We start from the raw sequence: 19,511 nt of genomic DNA on the forward strand, positions 1-19,511 counted from the left end.
ATCATGGACCACACCAATCCCGCCGATCGACCCGACGCCGCGCACGGCCAGCAGCACCCGATCGGCATCTACCTGAAGATCTGGGGCCTGCTGTTCGTCCTGAGCACGTTGTCGTATCTCGTGGATTACTTCCACGTGCAGGGCCTGTTGCGATGGGTGCTGATCGTCGTGCTGATGATCGCCAAGGCCGGGCTGATCGTATCGATCTTCATGCACATGATGTGGGAGCGGCTGGCGCTGGTGTACGCGATCCTAATACCGCCGCTGTGCCTGCTGGTGCTCATGGTGCTGATGGCGGCCGAAGCGCACCACACCTTTGGCATGCGGGAACTGTTCTTTCGTTGACGACGCCCGACTGCTGTCACGCGATCGGGCAACCGTCCGTGAAAATCACGCCAGGAAGCACATCGATAACAGCTCACCGGGCGCTCGCGAACATGCGCAGGAGAGGGCTCGCCTTGCATGCCCGTCGCACGTTCACAAGTCGACGACTGAAGCCCCGCTCACTTTCCCGTCGATGATGTCCTTTCCCTGCTGCCGGGCGGCGCGCCTCGCCACGCCAAAATCGGAGAAAGTATCGGGCTGGTTCAGCCTGAAAACGCGGCTGGCAGGTGAGCTTTCAATCGAGGCCGGACGACATATTCGTACCGCAATGTCATACCCTTCGGCGTAACGGGAATGCCTGTCAAAGCGATCGAACGTGCGGGGGAAGACAAGAGGATGAAGTTCGTACCCCTTGTAGAGAAGAAACGGATATGTCGGCATGTTGGTCACTCCACACGGGGAAGCCCACTATACACGGGAACGGGCAACGCAGGACGCCCCGATTTTTTTCGAACTGGAGCGACCGAAGGTGCCCTCGCGCGTATCGCGATCACCGGGTTTGCCAGCGGATCGCTGCCCGCACATGACACCGGCTATCCGCCATCGAACCCGGCACACGCATGATCCGGATCCGCGATTGCGTTTCCCTCTGCGTGCCTCCTCTCGAAGAGCGTTATCACGTCATATGGCGCAAAATTCGATTCCTCGCGAGCTTCCGGCATGGTCGCTCGACGGCCTTCGCCCTACTCCGCCACGCCCTCGAGGTTCGCGCGCCGGCGTGCAACGGCGACATCGGATAAGCGCGCTTCGTCGCAGCCGAAATAAAGCGGTTGTCCGACCGGCGATGCGCGTATGATGGTCTCATCCGAGCCCCGTTTGCAGATCGACTGCTCGCCCGCTCCAGATGGTGTCGTGCCCTTGCTTGCGCACCACATTTTCCCCTCTCCCCACACCGTCGAGCCGTGCGACAGCCGCACTGCCCGGAATCGGCTCCTGCACCGCCTTTTGAGTGAACTCGAGAGTTCCTGCGGGACAGAAAAACAAGATGCAATTCATAATCAACGGCGGCAAACATGAGCTGGTACTGTGAAGCGGAACGCGAATTGGTCCATATCAGGCGAGCGATCGGACTGCTCGAGCACGCACAACATGCGTTCGTCAACAAATCGTCTGTAAGTGATCCTGCGTATTGGAGAGTCAGGCTCGGCAAACTCCGCACGCAATCCGGCCAAAACAGGGTCCTCACGCTCCAGGTTGACGAGCTTTTTTCCCGCCTCGAGCGAATTCAGGATGCGCGCTGCGGCAAATAGCAAACTGTTCCGTCACCGTCATCGCTGAACCTTCGGAGCAATATCATGATCGACGCCAACCCGAGCAACACGTTTCGACACCTTCCACTCTCGCCGGATCAGGACGCGGAAATCCGGCACTATATAAAGAAGAAGGAACAAAGAGGCGAGGAATGGGACACCCCTGAACTTGCGATGATGCTTGAAGACATGCTTTCCCCTCCGCCCAGCGAAGACGAGGAGCCAGAGCCTGCGGTCGAAGAAACGAAACTGGCCTGCGAGTATGCATTGGCATCGATCGACGAAGCCATGGACTCTGTTTCCGCAAGCGAAGAACGAATCGCCGCGGTGGAATCCGAGGAAATGAAGCATCCTCGATGATGGTGCCTTAGCGGCGCCAACGTGCCACACCCGCGACTTGACGATCACGAGCGAATGCCGCCTGAATAAGCGCTTGTCGACGAACGCGACAAACGGCAACACCGCCTGATCCGTTCGCGAAATTTTGCGATCCTCAGGATGACATCGAGATGACCGGCAGCTCGACCGTTACCGCTGCGTAGCGGTCTATCGGTCGCTGAAAGGCAAGCGGCTCGATCGCGAATCAAACCGCCCACACGATCCTGACCAGCACCGGTTCCTCATGCGGGAATCAACCGCGTGTATCGACCCAGTTGCGTGCCCAGCGTGCCGAATGCAGAAGCGCCTGCTCTTCACTCGCGAAGTAATCGAGCGAGTAGAACTGGTAGCGGCCTTCTGTACGCGCGCAACCGGTGCGGTCGAGCAGCAGATTGGATGAAAATGTTCCATCGGGCAAGCGATGCGCCGAAGGTTGAACCGCATAGCCGTTGTATAGCTGAACTTGTTTGTCGTGCATTTTAGTTTTAGTGATGTTCGAGTAGGTGCGTTCCGTGCGAGACGCGCACGGGCGCACTGATTCAAAGTCATTTCGCGCCGAATCCAAAGCAAGCGGGAAGTGACAAAAAGGCGTTGCAGCCAGGGAGAAGTGTGCAACGAGGTGTATGGCGTTCGGCACGCTGCGCAACGAGCAGAGATGCAGCAGGAGCGCTCGTTCCAACTGGGGAGGGGCAAAGCTTCGCGTGCATGTCGCTGCGACACGGCGTCCCTCACGGGAAGCCGGAGCTTCAGACCTCACGGAGGCTTGAGTTCGGCGCTAGCAGACCCTGTCGGTCTTGCTTCGTTCCGAAACGCGCCTTCCTATTTCCAGCCAGAGTCTTGAAGCCCGCTGCTCCAGCCTGGGGAGGCTGAACGTGCAGGTCGTCGCCGACCTCGTCGGGGGGATGAAGCCAAAGCCGTTGCTATCGGTTGAACCACTCGACCGTATCGGTATCCATGAATAATCCTTGAGAGAGAAATACGAATATCTGCCCTGCTAAAGAGGGCGCGAAGCGTCAAGGAGGGGGAGGACAACGATACCGTTGAGGGACGAGCAATTGATGAACAGCAATCGAACTTCTTGAACTTCGGACGACACACTAACCGCCGGGTAGCACCCAGGTCAACAGGTATCTTGTAACTGTTTCGCCAGCCAGTCAGTTCGACGGTCGAGACGATGTCGCCCCGCTTGGCGTGGCGCACCGCAGGTTGCAGCAAAAAGACGGCCGCAGTGGATGGTGCGAATCACGATTCCGCTATCCAGGCCGCGCGCGTCGTCCATTCGAGGCAAATCCGTCTTCGCAAAAATGTGTGCCGCGCTTGTGCCTCGACTCGACCGGCAACGCTCAATCCGGCTCGAAATCAACCAGAAACGGACAAGGGCCATGTTCATCCCCTCGACCGAAAGCGCTTGACACCCTTCCTGACGGCGCGTACTGTCGGCGATGAAGTATTCAAGAAGCGCGATTGCTGCCCATCATTGACCGCGACCCGCGGTACTCGTTGTCCTTTCCCTCCTTGATTATTTTCGGCGCCCATCGTCGGCGCATACGCTCGTTCATTCTCAGGAGATCTAACATGGATACCGGTACCGTCAAGTGGTTCAACGATAGCAAGGGTTTTGGCTTCATCACGCCCGACAGTGGTGGTGACGATCTGTTCGCTCACTTCTCCGAGATTCGTGGCGATGGTTTCAAGAGTCTTGCCGAAGGACAGAAAGTCAGCTACGAGGCCAAGACCGGCCCCAAAGGCCTGCAAGCAGCGAACATCACCCCGCTGTAACCTTCTTAAGCCCTCACAGCATCGCTCACGGAGCGGCGCGTCACTGTCGTCGCTCCTTTGCATCACGCACCTCCGTCGCGGACACGACACGTTTCGATGCAGGCCCGACCGGGCCGTCCGTTTCGCATCGGGACACTGGATCTGCGTGCAACCCAATGCCCGTCACAATGCGCGTGTTCAGACGCGATCGGAAAACCATGCACATCAGGTCGCGCAAGGCGCCTCCACGCGCCAAACAACCAGCGATGTTGCCGAGGCTCGGCACGGCGTTGAACTGGGTGCCGCCCAAACAGTCTTCAGTCGCGAAATCGCATCAAAAGAAGCGCACGACGTCTCCGCGATAGCAATCGAGATCGCCGCTGCACAAGCAGCCGCTGCGGTCGTGAAATGCGGATTCGGCGTGAAGCGAAGCTGGCTTCGCAGCCCGACATCACACGCCTGTGGCATCACCATCGTGCGCTGTTGGATGCAATACGGAATCAGTTGAACGCCCGACAAACGATGCGCGTATGATGTGCTCATCCGAGCGATCACCCGCCCTCCGAGCGCTCCCCCTCCACCGCTTCCCGCTTGCGGCACCGCCCCGCCTCCGCGCTGCAACGTTATCCTCTTCAACCCGTCGGCCCGCCCTACGATGGACGGCGATCGGCCGGACGAGTTCGGCCGCGCCATTCGCTGTGGCCGAACGTCAGGAGCATGTCATGAGCACACATTTCTACCGTGGATTCGAAATTCATCCACTGATTTACCAGCATGTTCCGGCGACGAGTGGCGCCCCGCACAACCATGATGCCGGCTTCGATGCGGCAGTCAGGATTTGTCTTCGCGATGCCACCGACACGATGACGCAAAGCCAGACTTTCAGGCTTCGCGACAACGCGCCGTTCGATACCGCCGGTGATGCACGTCGCGCATCGCTGCGCTATGCCGAGACCATCATCGACGACAATCGCGAAACACACGCGTTCCTTTCAAACGCAGGCTGAGGCAGCTCGCCATGTCGATGCGATCTGCATCGACCAGGATAACGAAATGATCGCCGACGCACACTGCTCGAATTGAACAGACGGCACGAGATCGCGTGGACCGACACGATCTCGCTGGCCAGAATCTCGCGTGCGGCGCTGTGTCGTCGGCAAGCGTGCAGATGTACATAGCGGTACGTGCTCTTTCGATTGGCGCCGGACATTCGGAATGTCGAGTCCGAGCGTCGTCATGGCACGACCCGTCAATTTTTCATTCGAACACTCACAAACAGGACATCCGTGACGACCGTAACATTGAAAGTCAACGAACCGATCGACGTCGCGCTGCGGCGATTCCGTCGCAGCATCGAGAAAATAGGGTTGATTCGCGAGTTGCGCAGTCGAACCAGCTACGAAAAGCCCACGACAGAACGCAAGCGAAAGAAGGCCAGCGCCGTCGCACGGCAGCGCCTACGGGCGAAGCGCATGTTACCGCCTCGGAAAATGTACTAGGGGAACATCGTGTTCGGCCTGCCGGCCAACGTCCCTCCGTTTTTCACGCTGACGAAATGCGACGCAGATTTCGATCGGAAGAAGGACGGGGTGACGCTACTGCCGAAGTTCCATGCGTTCGGATGTGAGTGCGCCAGCCGCATCTTCCTGACCGGTCATGACGATACATTGCCCTGCAACTCGTCACCCAAAGGAAAGCTCGTGAGTGGCTGTCGCCTTTCTAGTGTCCCGTTCCGTTGTTAACTGGTCTATGTTCGCGTAGCATGTTGACGTCAACGGAACGGGAGACGTCAGCATGGTGATGGGACGACCGAAGGCGGAACTGGTGCTGAGCGAAGACGAGCGTTCGCAACTGATGTCGATAGTGCGCTCTCGCTCGATTTCGGCTGCGCTGGTCTCGCGGGCGCGCATCGTGCTGGCGGCGGCTGACGGCGAGCCCAATAGCGCGATCGCGCAACGCCTGCAACTCACGCGTGCCACGGTGGGCAAGTGGCGTCTGCGGTTTCTGGAGCAGCGAATCAACGGACTCTACGACGAAGTACGTCCCGGCAAGCCACGCACCATCGACGACGAACGGCTGGCCCAACTGATTCACAAGACCCTGCACACGAAGCCGGCAGATGGATCCACTCACTGGAGCGTGCGCACGATTGCCGCCGAAACCGCCATCTCGCCGACGAGCGTGCACCGTTACTTCAAACTGCTGGGTCTGCAGCCGCACCGAAGTGAAAGCTTCAAGCTCTCGACCGATCAGTTCTTCATCGAGAAACTGCGCGATGTGGTCGGCTTGTACCTCAGTCCGCCGGAGAACGCTCTGGTGCTGTGCGTGGACGAGAAGAGCCAATGTCAGGCGCTCGAGCGGAGCCTATCCGAACCTTTGTGTGTGAGGCATAAACTGACGGCCAAGGAGCCACTTTTATGCCACGCAAACGCAAGGAAGAAGTAACGATTGAGCCGGGCAAGGGCTTGAACCTGGACCCGGAACTGATCAAGCAACTGGTGCCCGGGACGCTGGACCGGGCGACGATCAACGAGCAGCTTGCTGCGCTCAAGAAGGCGATCTTCGAGCGCGCACTGGGCGGCGAGTTGGCCCACCACCTCGGCTACGAGAAGGGCGAAGCCAAGCCGGCCGGCAGCACGAACCATCGCAACGGCACCAGCCGCAAGCGCATCGCGACCGACGACGACCTGCTCGACGTCGAGATTCCGCGCGACCGCGCAGGCACCTTCGATCCGGTGCTGATCGCCAAGGGCGAGCGACGCTTCACCGGCTTCGACGACAAGATCATCGCGATGTACGCACGCGGCATGAGCGTGCGGGAGATTCAGGGCTTCCTGCAGGAGATGTACAGCATCGAAGTGTCGCCGGACTTCATCAGCACGGTCACTGACGCGGTGATCGACGAAGTGCGTGAGTGGCAGCAGCGGCCGCTCGAGCCGATGTACCCGGTCGTGTTCTTCGACGCCTTGCGCGTCAAGATCCGCGACGAAGGCGTGGTGCGCAACAAGGCGATCTATCTGGCGCTGGGCGTGCGCCGCGACGGCACGCGGGACGTTCTGGGCCTCTGGATCGAGCAGACCGAGGGGGCCAAGTTCTGGCTGCGGGTGGTGAACGACCTGAAGCTGCGTGGCGTGCAGGACATCCTGATTGCCGTGGTCGACGGCCTGAAGGGCTTCCCGGAAGCGATCAATACGGTGTTCCCGGAAACGACGGTCCAGACCTGCATCGTGCATCTGATCCGGAACTCGCTGGACTTCGCCAGCTGGAAAGACCGGAAATCCGTCGCAGCGGCGCTCAAGGAGGTCTATCGGGCACCGTCGGCCGAAGCGGCCGCCGTGGCGCTGGATGCATTCGACGCGAGCCCGTGGGGTACGAAATACCCACCGATTGCCGCCCTCTGGCGCCGGGCTTGGGATCAGGTGATTCCGTTCTATGCCTTCGCGCCGGACATCCGGAAAATTGTATATACGACCAACGCCATTGAGTCGCTGCACATGCAGCTTCGGAAGATCATCAAAGCGCGCGGCCACTTCCCATCGGACGAGGCCGCGCTCAAGCTGATCTGGCTGGCGCTGCGCAACGTCGTTGCCAAGTGGACCGGCTCCCGGCACGATTGGAAGAGCGCGATGACCCAGTTTGCGCTGCTTTACCCGGAGCGATTCAACATCGGAATCTGAGTCTTAACCCGCCTCACACACAAGATTCCGGATACCTCCCTCGAGCGCACGCAACCCATGCTGCCGATGGGTTTCGGCTACGTTGAAGGCGTCACTCACGATTACGTCCGTCATGGCACCACGACGCTGTTTGCCGCCCTGAATGTGCTCAATGGCGCCGTGCTCGCTACCTGCAAGCCACGTCATCGACATCAGGAATTCCTGTCGTTTCTGCGCGAAATCGACAAGGCCGTGCCAGCCGAACTCGACGTGCACTGCATCGTCGACAACTACGGCAGTCACAAGCATCCGAAGGTCAAGGCGTGGCTGGCGGCACGCCCCCGCTGGCATATGCATTTCATTCCCACCTACAGTTCGTGGCTCAACCAGGTCGAACGCTTCTTTGCGCTGATCACCGACAAAGCGATCCGTAGAGGCTCGTTCGGCTCGGTCAAACAACTGGTCAAGCGAATCGATCAATTCGTTTCCCACTACAACGAAAACTGCAAACCGTTCGTCTGGACCGCCTCAGCCGATTCCATCCTCGAAAAGCTGCATCGACTTTGCTCGCGAATCAGCGGAACAGGACACTAGCTCGTCGAATCACTGCAGGCAAGGCTTGCCGTCCATCGCGCGAAATGCGCGTGGCGCGATCGTGTCTGGACAGGTCACGCCACTCTCCAGATAGTGAAGTCCGTCCGCTCCATGGACGACTCCGCGCGCTCGGAACGGCTTCCTGACGTGGAAGACGACTCGACAGCCTGCCCGCGAGGCGCGCTCGCGAATCGGTTGAGCCTGCGACTAACGTGCATCCGATACCTTCGGAAGCATATCTGGCAGTAATCGCAAAAGCATGAGGATGAGCATCGGGGCAACAGCAGCAAGCCAGCGAAACGAAGCGTTCATGGCAAGCTCGATTGTCGAGGGTCGGATGATGTTTCATTACGGCTGGCTCTCTTTCGCGCTGTGCCCTCGACAGCACAACTCGCGACAACCATGAATGTGGGGGGACTTATGCTCTTCAACTCGACTCGGTTCCGAATCGATCCGACACCACGCAGGGCCGATCGGCAGTACGTCGCACACGTGCGGATTATCACGATACTTGTGGACGGAGCGGAGCGAGAGGTGCACGCTAGCGGGGATATGGCTGCTTTCGAGCGTCGCGATGATGCAGTTGCGTACGCAACCAAATGGGCGGAAGGATGGCTGACTTCGCAATTCGGTTGAAGACGGGCATGTCAACGCGCGAACGCGAAGCACATGGCCGACGGGCTCCGATCAGCTGACGCCATCTCGAGAAAAAGGCAACGCCGGCGATGACAATCAACCAAAGCGCTATACCTCACTACGTCGTTCTTCTGGGCGGCTGGCGCCCCTACGTGTTGAATATGGAACGCATCGTTATCCGACGCGAAGCAAGTCGGTTGTTGCTTGCTTTTGCACGGACTCATGGAAAACTCGAGCGTATCGACGGTGACGAATGGAACATGTTTTCCGACGCACAGAATCTCTCAGTGCTCGAACGTCGGGAGGCACGGTTCTACACACTGATAACAGGAACCGAGACCGAGCATCAGCTGCGGCTCCTTGCCATTCTCTGAGACCGCCGTTCCGGATGGCGCATGACGTCCCGTACTACTGCAAGATGCCGAAGCGCGAAGACGACACCGGCGCAGTCTCCAAGGGAAATGCATTCGGACGGGGCGCCCGGCTCCCGAATTTGTTTGACGTGCATCAAAAAACTACGCTGCTTGACGTAGACCAACCGCGCCATTGCCCGTTAACTAAAAGCGGGCCACTGGGCTTTCATCAGACGGGCCGCCCGAGATCGAACCATTCCGTCCACTTCAGGCAAGGTGCAGCATGAATTTTGTTTTGGTGGGCGCATTGTTGTTCTGTGTAATCGTCGTCTTGTTCTGGGGCAACCCACGAGACGGCGACAGGTAGAAATGCGGCCAGCGTGGCTCGCCCCACCGTCAGCATCAGCGCGTACCGCGACCACCCACGGGCTTGCCAGCCGGCTTCCGCGAGCCCGCCGCCGTCTTGCCGGCGGGTTTGCCGCGCGGCTTTTGCACGCTGAACGGGCTACCGCTCGACAGGCTCGCCCCCTTGCCCGCAGCCGCGGCGCGCTGCCCCGAGGGCTTGCGCTTGCCTTCGCCACCTTTCGGTCGCGGCTTCTTGCCAGCCGCCGGCATTGCGCCCGCCCCCGCTTGCGGCACCTTGGGCTTCTTCGGCTTTTTGGGTTTCTTGATGATCTGCCCCGTCGTGCTGGTTTCCGGCACGCGGTGTTCGGCTTCGAAACCCGGCTCCTCCTCACGGCGCAGTGTCTGCCGGATCAGCGCTTCGATCGCGGCCAGTTGCGGTGCTTCATCGGCACACACGAGCGACACCGCCACGCCGCTCGCACCCGCGCGACCGGTACGGCCGATACGGTGCACGTAGTCTTGCGCGACGATCGGCAGATCGACATTGATCACGAGCGGCAGGTCGTCGATATCCAGCCCGCGCGCGGCCACATCGGTCGCGACGAGCATCTGCACTTCGCCGGTTTTGAAGCGCTCGAGCGCACGCAGGCGCGCAGGTTGCGGCTTGTCGCCGTGAATGGTGTCGACTGCATAACCCGCATCGTTCAGCATGGCCGCCAGGTAATCCACGCCGTTGCGGGTCTTGACGAACACGAGCGCGTGGTCCCAGTTGTTCTCGGCCACCAGGTGCATGAAGAGGTCAGGCTTGTTCCGCTTGTCCACCGGCACCACCCACTGCTTGATCCTGCTGGCGGTTACATTGGGCGGGCTGACGCTGATATCGACCGGACTGCGCAGAATGCTCGCCGCCATCGCGCGAATGTCGTCGGTAAACGTCGCGGAGAACAGCAGCGTCTGGCGCTGCACGGGCAACGCGGCAAACACGGCGTTGAGTTCGCGTGCGAAGCCCAGATCCAGCATGCGGTCGGCTTCATCGAGCACCAGCGTCTGGACTTGATCGAATTGCACGGCGTTCTGGCGATTGAGGTCCAGCAGACGGCCCGGCGTGGCGACGAGCACATCCACGCCCTTGCGCAACTTCATCATCTGCGGATTGATGCTCACGCCGCCATAGGCGGCCAGAAACCGCAAGTCGAGGCCCTTGCCGTACTCGACGAAACTCTGGTGCACCTGTTCAGCCAGTTCGCGCGTGGGCACCAGCACCAGAACGCGCGCGCGGTTGCTGGACACCGCCGGCCCGTGCTGAACCAGCCGTTGCAGCAGCGGCAGCGCGAAACCCGCCGTCTTTCCGGTGCCGGTCTGTGCCGCAGCCATGACGTCCTTGCCACCGAGCACAGCGGGAATCGCCTTGGCCTGCACCGGCGTGGGTGTCTGGTAATTGAGGCCCTGCAGATTACGCAGCAAGGGATCGATCAGGCCTAGCGAGGCAAAAGACATGGACGTGTTCCGGGCTAAAACCGCAATTCTAGCGGTTGCCGCGATGATCGCGGTGCACGGATGCCCGGTGCGGGGCCGCGTTCAGCGTCGGGCGATCCCTTCGAGCATGGCAAGGATCGCCGTCGGCCGCCCTATTTCGACACGGCACGCGCGAAAGGCCGCGGCAGCCTGCCCGCCGCCTGACGATCGATCATCCAGCCGGGATAGTCGGGAGGCAACGCGCTCACGGCATCGAGATGCGCAAGCTCGGTCTCCGTCAGGACGACATCGACCGCGCCAAGATTGTCTTCGAGCTGTTCGACGCGTTTGGCGCCGATGATGACGCTCGTGACATGCGGCTTGCCGAGCAGCCACGCGAGCGCGATCCGGGCGACCGACACGCCTCGCGCGTCCGCGATCGCGCGCATCGCTGCAACGCATGGCCAGGCGCGCTCGAGATCGACCGGCGGAAAATCGAAATGGCTGCGTCGCGAACCGTCTGCGGTCGGCGCCCCAGGGCCGAACTTCCCCGAAAGCAGTCCGCCGGCGAGCGGCGACCAGACGAGGAGCGACATCTGTTCATCGATCGCGAGCGGCACCAGCTCGCGCTCCACGTCGCGTCCGGCGATCGAATAGTACGCCTGCAGCGTCTCGAAGCGCGTCGCATGGAGCGCCTCGCTGAGCCCGAGCGCCTTGCCGATCTTTCCGGCGCGCCAGTTCGAGACGCCGACATGGCGAACCAGCCCCTGACGCGTCAGATCGTCGAGCGCCCGCAGCGTCTCGTCGATCGGTGTCACGGGATCGTTCGCGTGGATCTGATAGAGGTCGATATGGTCCACCTGCAGCCGTTCCAGGCTTCGCTGCACCGAATCCATGATGTGGCCGCGCGACGCGCCCTGATCGTTGGGCTTCGTGCCCATCACGCCCGCGGTCTTCGTCGCCAGCACGATGTCGCTGCGTGCGACGCCCAGGTCCCGAAGCGCCTGTCCGACGAGTCGTTCGGATTCACCGAAGGAGTAAATGTCGGCGGTATCGATGAAGTTGATTCCCTCGTCCAGTGCGCGGGAGATCAGTCGGGTCGCATCGTTCTGGCCGACCGCGCCGATCGCAGCCCACATGCCGGCATCGGCATTGCCGCCCAGCGTCATCGTGCCGAGACACAGCTCGGAGACGTACAGGCCGGTGCGGCCCAGTTGCTTGTATTTCATGGCCGTTTCCTTCGAGATCGGCGGGAAAGAGTGCGGCGGCGTCCGTTCCGGGGCGCCCCGCACGCCGGATTTCAGCTGATGCGAGCGTGTCCTGCCCGGAATTGTGCGGCGATCGTTGCGACCCGCGCGCCATAGCGGCGAGCCGTCTCGAGGTCCCCTGCCGACATTTCATCGGGCGACGCATCGGCTGGCGTCTGCGCCATCGGCGCGATATAGGAACCCATGCGGTTCAGGTCGTCACGCATCGACGCCTTCAGGTTCGCCGGCTTGATGTCCATGCTCACCCAGATTCCGCCGTGCTGCCCGGCAAGCAGAACGAAGTATTCGAGCGTATTGAGCTTGTCGCCGTTGATGCTTGCGCTGTTGGTAAAGCCGCCGAAGATCTTGTTGCGCCATGCGCCTTCGAACCAGGCCTTCGACGATGCATCGGCGAACTTCTTGAACTGCCAGCTGGGACCGCCCATGTAGGTCGGCGAGCCGAACAGGATGGCGTCCGCGCCGGCAAGCGCGTCCCACGCGTCCTGTGCGATGTTGCCATCGGCGTCGATTGCGACGAGAACGCCGCCGGCGCCCTCGGCGACAGCCGTCGCCATGCGTTCGGTATGCCCGTAGCCGGAGTGATAGACGACGATCGTTTTAACCGGAGAGATGTGCTGTGCCATGGTTGCGCCCTTTCGTTCAGGTGGTCGTCGGGGGACGACATCGGACAGCACTTTACTGAGTCGAAATTGAGTTATAAATGACGACCGATTGAACGTTCTGTTACTCCCAGGGTGAACAATGCAAAACCTCGATGCGCTTTTGATCTTCGCTCGTGTCGCCGAAATGACCAGCTTCACGCGCGCAGCCGAAAGCCTGGGCATCCAGAAAGGACGTGTGTCGATGGTGATCCGCGCGCTAGAGCGCGACATGGGCGTCGCGCTCCTGCATCGGACGACGCGGAGCGTGCAGCTGACCGAGGACGGACGCGCCTTTTACGCGCGCGCACGGGACCTGCTGGCCGAAGTACAGGAGCTGCAGTCGATGTTTTCCGGCAATGGCACGCGCCTGCGCGGACGATTGCGCGTCGACATGCCCACCGAGCTCGCGCGCAGTGTCGTGGTTCCCGCGCTGCCGCAACTGATGGCGGTGCATCCGGAGCTGGAACTGGAACTTTCGAGCACCGATCGACGTGTCGATCTCGTCCAGGAAGGATTCGATTGCGTGATCCGGCTGGGGCCGATCGTGGACGAGACGCTGATTGCCCGACCGCTGGGCCGCCTGCGCATGATCAATGCGGCGAGTCCCGGCTATCTGGCGCGGTATGGCGTGCCGCAAACGCTCGACGATCTCCTCGATCAGGGACACCGCATGGTCCACTACGCGCTGACACTCGGCGCTCGGCATCCCGGGTGGGAATATCCGAGCGGCGACGGCTATGCGACGCTTGCATTGCCGAGCGCGATGCAGGTCAACAACGTGCAGACCTATCACGCAGCCGGGCTTGCGGGCATCGGGTTGATCCAGGCCGGGTATTCCGGGGTCGCGAATCATATCGAAAGCGGCGCGCTGGTCGAGGTGCTGCCCGATCTGCGTCCCGAACCCCTCGCGGCGTCGCTCGTCGTGGCGCATCGGCGCAATCTGTCGCCGCGCGTCCGGGCGTTCATGGACTGGATCGAGGGGGTGCTGCAGCCTTATTTCGATTGAGGGCGCTGTGGCGGTTAACGAACCGGCTTGCGAGGCGGAGTGGCCGCTGAGGTAGCGCCGACGCACGGATTGTCGGCGACGGGACGCCATGGTGCGGACCATTGATCTTCCGCGATCCGCTCCGGCCACTCGCCTCTGTCCGAAACGGCCATTCACGCACTTGAAACCCCGGCTTCTTTCGCACACCAATCCGGCCTTTCGCCACTGCGCGCGTGCCGCGAATTTCCGCATTCACTGACGACTGTGTTCATCGTCGTCTTCGGAATTTGATTTGCATCAAGCGCCGAATGACCCGGTGGTACAGGATCGGATTTCACGAACGGGAAGGTGATCCATGGACGAGCAGATCAAGCAAAAGATCCTGTCACTGCTGGATCAGCATCGAATCATGACGATCGCCACGCTGCGGCCGGACGGCTGGCCCCAGGCGACCACCGTCGGGTACGTGAGCCAGGGACTGACGCTTTACTTCCTTTGCGGACTGGAAAGCCAGAAGGCGGCCAATCTGGCCCGAGACGACCGGGTATCGCTCACGATCGATCACGACACGTCAGATCTGATGGCGATTACAGGTTTATCGATGGCGGCGCACGCACGACCCGTGACGGATCGTGCCGAAGCAGAGAAGGTCTTGCGCATGCTTCCACTGAAGTATCCGGATATGCAAGCGCCGCCAATGCCAATGCCGTCTCCTGACGAAGTCCGGATATTTCGCGTGATTCCGACAGTCATTTCGGTGCTCGATTACTCGCAGGGCTTCGGGCACACCGATCTGTACGCTTGCTAGCGTCACTCCCCGTCAAACACGTGAAACGCCGTGACGCGCTGCTCGCATCGTAGCCCCAGGTGGGCAACCTGCGCCGAAGCGGGCTGCGTTTATGCATTGACCGTTTTTGTGATCGGCTTCGCCTTCGGAGCGATTCGCGTCCTGCTGCTTGTGCAGCTCCTGGGAGAGACGGCGGCCGTATCGCTCGAAGCGCCATTCATGCTTGCCGCAAGTTGGTACCTGTCGCACTGGAGCGCGAAAAAGCACGACATGCTGACAGATACCAACGAGGCGTTGCTGATGGGCGCAATCGCCCTCGCCATATTGATGCTTGCGGAGTTGTGCATTAACGGGCTCCTGTTCAGAAGGACTGTGCTCGAGTACTTTGCCGGCTTCTGGTCTGTGCCCGGCGCGATCGGCCTCGCAAGCCAACTTTGCTTTGCAGGCTTTCCATTTCTGCAGGCGATCAGTCACCGAACCGAATCGATCACGTGACCGCGATTGCAGCGTCATGTCGAAACGCCGTGCTCGCACATGCGAGGGCCGACCTCGCTTCCGACCAGATCCACCGAATTTCCCCAACATGATCGTTTGCACGGCCTGGCAATCCGGCTGAACGCCAGCACGGTCCCGACCATCGCCTCATAGTCGCCCGACTGAAGCGTCAGCTGTCGATCTGAAGTTTCGCAACGACCTTGATCTCGAAGTCGAAGCCGTAAAGCCATGTCACGCCAACCGCGGTGAGCGTCGGATGCGGCGCGTCGCCCCAGAATTCAGGCACGACCTGCCAGATGCGCTCGAACGTCGATTGCGGATCGACCATGAACACCGTGACGTCGACCACATCGTCGAACGAGCAACCCGCTTCGTGCAGGATCGCATTCAGATTGCGAAACGCGAGCCGCACCTGTTCCTGCAGATCCGGCTCGGGCGTTCCGTCCTCGCGACTGCCGACCTGCCCGGATACGAACAGCAAGCCGCCCGCCCGTACGGCCGGAGCGTATCTGTTGCGCTCATACAGCGCCTGACGTCCCGGCGGAAACACCACATCGCGCTTGCCCATCTTCACCTCCATTGACGATCATTGGTTTCGATCGCCCCACTTTACGCACCGACGCACACGCGATAAACCGCCAACCCTGTCCATGACTATTTGTAAAATGCAAACAATTCAATCGCGAGGCAGACACGCATGGATCGCTTCGACGCGATGCGCGCTTTCGTCCGGGTAGTCGAGTCAGGCAGCTTCACGAAGGCGGCCGAAACGCTGCGCATGAGCAAGACCACGGTCACGCAGCTGGTCCAGCAGCTCGAGGCGCGCTTGCGTGTTCGGCTCCTGAACCGGACGACGCGCAGAATCAACGTCACGCCTGACGGCGTCGCGTATTACGAGCGCGTGATCCGGCTGCTCGCCGATATGGACGACGCCGAGACGAGCCTGTCGAGCGCATCGGCGGCGCCGCGCGGCCGCCTGCGCGTGGACGTGCCGAGCCCGTTCGCGCGCCTGATCCTGATCCCGGCGCTGCCGGCATTCCTCGCCCGCTATCCCGACATCCAGCTCGACATGGGCGTGAGCGACCGCACCGTCGATATCATCGGAGAGAACGTGGATTGCGTCGTGCGCGGTGGCGAGCCGACCGATCAATCGATGGTCGCCCGACGGGTGGCCGATCTTTCACTCGGTGTCTTCGCGTCGCCCGGATATCTCGCGTTGGCGGGCACGCCTTCGCATCCCGCGGAACTCGACAACTCGCATCACCGCATCGTCGGGTTCTCATGGGGGCGCGCTGGCCGACTCTATCCGCTCGACATGCATCGCGGCGACGAGACGGTCAAGGTGCAAGGCCGTTACGCACTTGCCGTAGACGACGGCAATGCCTATCTCGCGGCCGGTGTGGCGGGCCTCGGCATCATGTGGCTGCCACGCTATATGTCGAAAACCCCCGTGGCACGGGGTGAACTCGTCACGCTGTTCGAGGACTGGCAACTCGATCCAATGCCGCTATACATCGCGTATCCGCCGAACCGTCACGTCAGCGGAAAACTGCGTGTGTTTATCGACTGGGTTGTCGAACTGATGAATGAACCGGCTCCGGTGGACCGGCAATGAACGTGTGCGGCGTCACCATGAGCGACCCACATCCGTCCCGATGCCGGCAAGATCGCTCTTGGTCATGCGCGGCCCGCCTCATGCGGCTTCGCAGGCCATTACACGCGGAAACTCGCCAGGCCAGGTGACAAGTGTCGATCGGCTCTGCCGGTCATAGCCCGAACCTATTGCGCCGCACGCCTTTCAGCGCCGGGAAAAATTCCTCGACGGGCACTGCTGCGCTGCGTTGCACCTGTCTGCTTCCGAATGTTGTGCGCTGCATGAGTGGCGGCGCTCACCCGCACAGCGATTCGAAGTGCGCGGCGCGGCCCATCTCCCGCAGCCGGAAGCCGGCGCGGCGCGCGTGCCCCACGGCGAGACCGCCGTCGGGATTCAACGACCATCGAACCGGCGGTGTGCTGCTCCGCACAAATCCGATACCGGGTTGCGCCGGCCCCGGGCATCGCAGCGCCACCGGTGCAATCTTCGGGGAGGCAATCGGTCGCGACGCGGCGCTCGCGCAAACCCGCCCCCGGTTGCACTGTTCATCGTCTTTCGCGTCCTGTATCGTCCTTCCATCCCCGGTTGCGGAACCGGTGCAAGGGAGGCTCACGATGCAGAAAAAAAATGCTGCAGCCGTCTGGATCCTGATCGCGATGGTGGCAGGCATCCTGATCGGCTACATGATCTTCATGAGCTTTCCTGACAAAAAGGCCACCGCCGAGATCGCCGGATACATCTCGCTCATCTCCGATGTGTTCCTGCGCCTGATCAAGATGGTGATCGGGCCGCTGGTGTTCTCCACGCTGGTCGTCGGCATCGCGCACATGGGCGACGCGGCATCGGTCGGGCGCGTATTCGCGAAATCCATCGGCTGGTTCGTCACCGCGTCGCTGATCTCGCTGCTGCTCGGGCTGTTCATGGCGAACCTGCTTCGCCCGGGCGACAACCTCGGCCTGCCGCTGCCGGACATCGGCGCATCGGCGAATCTCGCGACCTCCAAGTTCACGCTCAAGGATTTCGTCGGCCACATGGTGCCGAGATCGTTCGCCGAGGCGATGAGCAACAACGAGATCCTGCAGATCGTCGTGTTCTCGATGTTCTTCGGCGTGGCGCTCGCGGCGCTCGGCGAACGCGGCAAGATCCTCGTGGCCGCGATCGACCAGCTGTCGCACGTGATGCTCAAGATCACCGGCTACGTGATGAAGCTCGCGCCGCTCGCGGTGCTGGCCGCGATGGCCGCGACCGTCGCCGTCAACGGGCTGTCGGTGTTGCTGAAGTTCGCGGTGTTCATGGGCGACTTCTACGTCAGCCTGTTCCTGCTCTGGACATTGCTCGTGTGTGCGGGGCTGCTGTTCCTCGGCCGCCGCGTATTCAAGCTGCTGGTGCTGATCAGGGAAGCGTTCATGCTGTCGTTCGCGACCGCCAGCTCCGAAGCCGCGTATCCGAAGATCCTCGATGCCCTCGACCGGTTCGGCGTGCGGCGCAAGATCTCCAGCTTCGTGATGCCGATGGGCTATTCGTTCAATCTCGACGGCTCGATGATGTACTGCACCTTCGCGGCGCTGTTCATCGCGCAGGCGTACAACATCCACCTGTCACTCGGCACGCAGATCACGATGCTGCTGGTCCTGATGCTGACGTCGAAGGGGATGGCCGGCGTGCCGCGCGCATCGCTCGTCGTGATCGCCGCCACGCTGCACCAGTTCGGGCTTCCGGAAGCCGGGCTGCTGCTGATCCTCGGTGTCGACACGTTCCTCGACATGGGCCGCTCGGCCACCAACGCGGTCGGCAACTCGATCGCCAGCGCAGTGGTCGCGAAGTGGGAAGGCCAGCTCATGTCCGAGGCGGAAGCCGAGGCCAACCTGGCGCGCATCGACGCGGAGCAGGAAGGGACGATCGCGCACCCGGCGGATGTCTGACGGAGGCCCGACGATGAAGATGCAGCAATTCTGGCGTGCGCTCGCGCTCGCAGGCCTGCTTGCCGCGGGCGCAACCGCGCACGCGGAAGATGCGCCGTCCACGACGCCGCGCGTCGAGCCGTTCGCGCCGGCCCAACTGACCGGCACGCTCGCGAAGGTGCGCAGCAGCGGCACGATCGCGCTCGGCTATCGCGACGCGTCGATCCCGTTCTCGTACCTGAATGCGCGCAAACAGCCGATCGGTTATTCGATCGAGCTCTGCAAGGCGCTCGTGTCGTCGATCGAGGATGCGGTCAACAGGAGCCTGACGATCCGCTGGGTGCCGGTCACTTCCGACAACCGCATCGACGCGGTGGTCAACGGCACGGTCGATCTGGAATGCGGCTCCACGACGAGCAACCTGGAGCGCCAGAAGCGCGTGGCGTTCTCGCCGATCATCTTCGTGGCCGGCACGAAGGTGATGGTGAAGCGAGGCTCGCCGATTCGCTCGTTCCGCGATCTCGCGGGCAAGAAGGTCGCGGTGACGGCCGGCACGACCAACGAGAAGGCGCTGCGCGACCTGAACGCGCGGTTCAGGCTCGGGATCCAGCTGCAGGTGGTGCCGGACCATGCACAGGGCTTCGCGCTCGTCGCGAATGGTCAGGCCGATGCGTTCGCGACGGACGACGTGCTGCTGTACGGCCTGATTGCCGAGAATGCGGGCAAGGGTGGCCAGTACGACGTGGTTGGCGATTTCCTGTCATACGACCCGTACGGAATCATGTTCCGCAAGGACGATCCGCAGCTCGCGCAGGTCGTGAAGAGCACGTTCGAGGAACTGGCCGTCGACGGCGAGATCACGCGTCAGTACAAGCGCTGGTTCCTGCGTCCGCTTCCGTCGGGCATGAGCCTCAACCTGCCGATGAGCCCGCAACTCGAGACCATCATCGAGACGATCGGCGTCAAGGGCGAATGAGATTGCGCGGCTGACCGCACGGACGAACGTAAAAGCGGCCCCGGTGCCTGATCAG

At 61.5% G+C, this 19,511-nt stretch carries 21 protein-coding genes and 2 pseudogenes; 17 read left to right on the forward strand and 6 right to left on the reverse strand.

Annotated features, from left to right (window positions below; genetic code table 11):
- The first annotated feature begins 3 nt into the window (after positions 1-3).
- A complete protein-coding gene (locus WS66_RS32340; RefSeq protein WP_059599690.1) occupies positions 4-345 on the forward strand; it encodes a cytochrome C oxidase subunit IV family protein in 342 nt (113 codons plus the stop codon).
- A 132-nt stretch (positions 346-477) separates the two neighbouring features.
- On the opposite strand, the gene WS66_RS32345 is transcribed toward WS66_RS32340, so the two are convergent.
- A complete protein-coding gene (locus tag WS66_RS32345; RefSeq protein ID WP_059599691.1) occupies positions 478-765 on the reverse strand; it encodes a hypothetical protein in 288 nt (95 codons plus the stop codon).
- A 914-nt stretch (positions 766-1,679) separates the two neighbouring features.
- On the opposite strand from WS66_RS32345, the gene WS66_RS32365 reads away from it, so the two are divergent.
- Positions 1,680-1,994: a hypothetical protein gene (locus WS66_RS32365; protein WP_059599695.1), complete on the forward strand. Its 315-nt coding sequence runs from the start codon at positions 1,680-1,682 to the stop codon at positions 1,992-1,994.
- A 271-nt stretch (positions 1,995-2,265) separates the two neighbouring features.
- On the opposite strand, the gene WS66_RS32370 is transcribed toward WS66_RS32365, so the two are convergent.
- Positions 2,266-2,490: a hypothetical protein gene (locus WS66_RS32370; protein ID WP_059599696.1), complete on the reverse strand. Its 225-nt coding sequence runs from the start codon at positions 2,488-2,490 to the stop codon at positions 2,266-2,268.
- Positions 2,491-3,587: 1,097 nt separating this feature from the next.
- Here WS66_RS32370 and WS66_RS32375 point away from each other — a divergent pair.
- From WS66_RS32375 to WS66_RS32420, 9 genes and pseudogenes are all read left to right on the forward strand, one after another.
- On the forward strand, positions 3,588-3,791 hold the full coding sequence (locus WS66_RS32375) for a cold-shock protein (protein WP_059599712.1): 204 nt from the start codon (positions 3,588-3,590) through the stop codon (positions 3,789-3,791).
- 145 nt (positions 3,792-3,936) lie between these two features.
- Positions 3,937-4,278, forward strand: a complete 342-nt coding sequence (locus tag WS66_RS33940; protein WP_159086616.1) for a hypothetical protein — start codon at positions 3,937-3,939, stop codon at positions 4,276-4,278.
- Positions 4,279-4,492: 214 nt separating this feature from the next.
- Complete coding sequence (locus WS66_RS32385) at positions 4,493-4,777, forward strand: hypothetical protein (RefSeq protein ID WP_059599697.1); 285 nt, start codon at positions 4,493-4,495, stop codon at positions 4,775-4,777.
- Between the two features lie 279 nt (positions 4,778-5,056).
- Positions 5,057-5,269 carry a 30S ribosomal protein S21 gene (gene rpsU / locus WS66_RS32390; RefSeq protein WP_082728854.1) on the forward strand — a complete coding sequence of 71 codons (213 nt, stop codon included), beginning with the start codon at positions 5,057-5,059 and terminating at the stop codon, positions 5,267-5,269.
- 295 nt (positions 5,270-5,564) lie between these two features.
- A pseudogene (locus tag WS66_RS32400) lies at positions 5,565-6,134 on the forward strand (IS630 family transposase); the annotation flags it as partial.
- A 53-nt stretch (positions 6,135-6,187) separates the two neighbouring features.
- Positions 6,188-7,447: an IS256 family transposase gene (locus tag WS66_RS32405; protein ID WP_108064691.1), complete on the forward strand. Its 1,260-nt coding sequence runs from the start codon at positions 6,188-6,190 to the stop codon at positions 7,445-7,447.
- Between the two features lie 36 nt (positions 7,448-7,483).
- Positions 7,484-8,020 (forward strand): annotated as a pseudogene (locus WS66_RS32410) (IS630 family transposase); the annotation flags it as partial.
- Between the two features lie 420 nt (positions 8,021-8,440).
- Positions 8,441-8,656 (forward strand): hypothetical protein, encoded by a 216-nt coding sequence (locus WS66_RS34610; protein WP_082729005.1) that lies wholly within the window; start codon positions 8,441-8,443, stop codon positions 8,654-8,656.
- Positions 8,657-8,745: 89 nt separating this feature from the next.
- Positions 8,746-9,030, forward strand: coding sequence for a hypothetical protein (locus tag WS66_RS32420; protein WP_059605444.1), 285 nt, complete (start codon positions 8,746-8,748; stop codon positions 9,028-9,030).
- A gap of 381 nt (positions 9,031-9,411) precedes the next feature.
- On the opposite strand, the gene WS66_RS32425 is transcribed toward WS66_RS32420, so the two are convergent.
- The 3 genes from WS66_RS32425 to WS66_RS32435 all read right to left on the reverse strand — a co-directional run bounded on the left by WS66_RS32425 (position 9,412) and on the right by WS66_RS32435 (position 12,700).
- Complete coding sequence (locus tag WS66_RS32425; RefSeq protein WP_059605447.1) at positions 9,412-10,851, reverse strand: DEAD/DEAH box helicase; 1,440 nt, start codon at positions 10,849-10,851, stop codon at positions 9,412-9,414.
- A 131-nt stretch (positions 10,852-10,982) separates the two neighbouring features.
- On the reverse strand, positions 10,983-12,038 hold the full coding sequence (locus tag WS66_RS32430; RefSeq protein WP_059605449.1) for an aldo/keto reductase: 1,056 nt from the start codon (positions 12,036-12,038) through the stop codon (positions 10,983-10,985).
- Positions 12,039-12,109: 71 nt separating this feature from the next.
- Entirely contained in the window at positions 12,110-12,700 is a 591-nt protein-coding gene (locus WS66_RS32435) for a flavodoxin family protein (RefSeq protein WP_059605453.1), read from the reverse strand.
- Positions 12,701-12,818: 118 nt separating this feature from the next.
- On the opposite strand from WS66_RS32435, the gene WS66_RS32440 reads away from it, so the two are divergent.
- From WS66_RS32440 to WS66_RS32450, 3 genes are all read left to right on the forward strand, one after another.
- Positions 12,819-13,724: a LysR family transcriptional regulator gene (locus WS66_RS32440; RefSeq protein ID WP_059605456.1), complete on the forward strand. Its 906-nt coding sequence runs from the start codon at positions 12,819-12,821 to the stop codon at positions 13,722-13,724.
- A gap of 334 nt (positions 13,725-14,058) precedes the next feature.
- Positions 14,059-14,511, forward strand: coding sequence for a pyridoxamine 5'-phosphate oxidase family protein (locus WS66_RS32445; protein WP_059605458.1), 453 nt, complete (start codon positions 14,059-14,061; stop codon positions 14,509-14,511).
- Positions 14,512-14,541: 30 nt separating this feature from the next.
- Entirely contained in the window at positions 14,542-14,985 is a 444-nt protein-coding gene (locus WS66_RS32450) for a hypothetical protein (protein WP_151050040.1), read from the forward strand.
- Between the two features lie 169 nt (positions 14,986-15,154).
- On the opposite strand, the gene WS66_RS32455 is transcribed toward WS66_RS32450, so the two are convergent.
- The gene (locus tag WS66_RS32455) at positions 15,155-15,553 is read right to left on the reverse strand and encodes a RidA family protein (protein ID WP_059605516.1); all 399 of its coding nucleotides are present in this window, start codon (positions 15,551-15,553) and stop codon (positions 15,155-15,157) included.
- Between the two features lie 129 nt (positions 15,554-15,682).
- Between WS66_RS32455 and WS66_RS32460 the strand changes: the two genes are divergently transcribed.
- The 3 genes from WS66_RS32460 (at position 15,683) to WS66_RS32470 (ending at position 19,456) form a co-directional block, all read left to right on the forward strand.
- Entirely contained in the window at positions 15,683-16,600 is a 918-nt protein-coding gene (locus WS66_RS32460; RefSeq protein ID WP_059605465.1) for a LysR family transcriptional regulator, read from the forward strand.
- A 593-nt stretch (positions 16,601-17,193) separates the two neighbouring features.
- Entirely contained in the window at positions 17,194-18,501 is a 1,308-nt protein-coding gene (locus tag WS66_RS32465) for a dicarboxylate/amino acid:cation symporter (RefSeq protein ID WP_059605468.1), read from the forward strand.
- Positions 18,502-18,514: 13 nt separating this feature from the next.
- Positions 18,515-19,456: an amino acid ABC transporter substrate-binding protein gene (locus WS66_RS32470; protein ID WP_059605471.1), complete on the forward strand. Its 942-nt coding sequence runs from the start codon at positions 18,515-18,517 to the stop codon at positions 19,454-19,456.
- Positions 19,457-19,511: the final 55 nt, after the last annotated feature.

The sequence above is a fragment of the Burkholderia sp. LA-2-3-30-S1-D2 genome, assembly GCF_001523915.2.
GTDB lineage: Bacteria > Pseudomonadota > Gammaproteobacteria > Burkholderiales > Burkholderiaceae > Burkholderia > Burkholderia diffusa.